The sequence below is a fragment of the Clostridium puniceum genome, assembly GCF_002006345.1.
GTDB lineage: Bacteria > Bacillota > Clostridia > Clostridiales > Clostridiaceae > Clostridium > Clostridium puniceum.
Genome location: NZ_LZZM01000134.1, coordinates 1 through 802, shown reverse-complemented (window position 1 = coordinate 802; position 802 = coordinate 1). Strand labels below are relative to the sequence as shown.

Genomic DNA, 802 nt, shown 5'->3' with positions numbered 1-802 from the left:
AAAAGCTCCAACCTTAACCATAGATTTAATCATATTCGCCTCTTTATAGTCAATTTCATGAGCTGTAAGCTTAATAAGAGCATCAACAAAAGATAAATTATTCTTTGTTGTAAAATCAATAACTTCGTCCAAATGATTAATCATTTGCTTCATTTTCAAATATTCTAGATTATTTATAAGCTGAGTATATGTACTATTCATTTTGATATACTTCTCCTATCATTTTTAAATTATTTCTAGCTATTTCTATCATTTCATATGAGTTTTTATTAAATGTTAAAGCACTGATTTCAATGTAATGCTCAGCATGATAATTTAATTTTTGATTTTGTATTTTATGAATAGTAACTAAATTTGTGTTATAATACACATGTAGTTGATCATCATAAACTTGAAGCTTTAGTTTTTTGCCTATATATTTTGGAGATACAGAATATTGATTTGATTTATATGAAATCATGCTTTGGCGATTTACTTTAACATTTGTGGTGATTATTTTGAAATGATTTCTTATCACTTCTTTAGGCAGTTCGGATAAGAAATCTTTTTCTTTTTCTAAATGTAATATAGGTATTTTACCAGTTGATGTATGGCATGTACTATTAATTCTATTGTTTAAATGTGAAACAAGATTATGTAGACCTTCATAATCTAGCGTTCCATTGTATGCTCTTATTTCATCTAATAATTTCATAGGTGCTTCAACTTTGGCTTTTGTATTCGGTCTTCCTGCTATGCAGGGACGGACTTTAAATCCATAATCATTTGCAAATTGTTGAAATTTATTATTTACTTTTCCTTT

1 protein-coding gene and 1 pseudogene are annotated in these 802 nt (G+C 26.8%); both read right to left on the bottom strand.

Annotation, left to right across the window (positions count from 1 at the left end; translation table 11 throughout):
- Nucleotides 1-201, bottom strand: a pseudogene (locus CLPUN_RS10365) (IS21-like element ISCbo2 family helper ATPase IstB); the annotation flags it as partial.
- Nucleotides 194-802: Mu transposase domain-containing protein (locus tag CLPUN_RS10360; RefSeq protein ID WP_423237291.1), on the bottom strand; the 609-nt coding region annotated here is incomplete at its 5' end. The pseudogene CLPUN_RS10365 and the gene CLPUN_RS10360, both read right to left, overlap by 8 nt.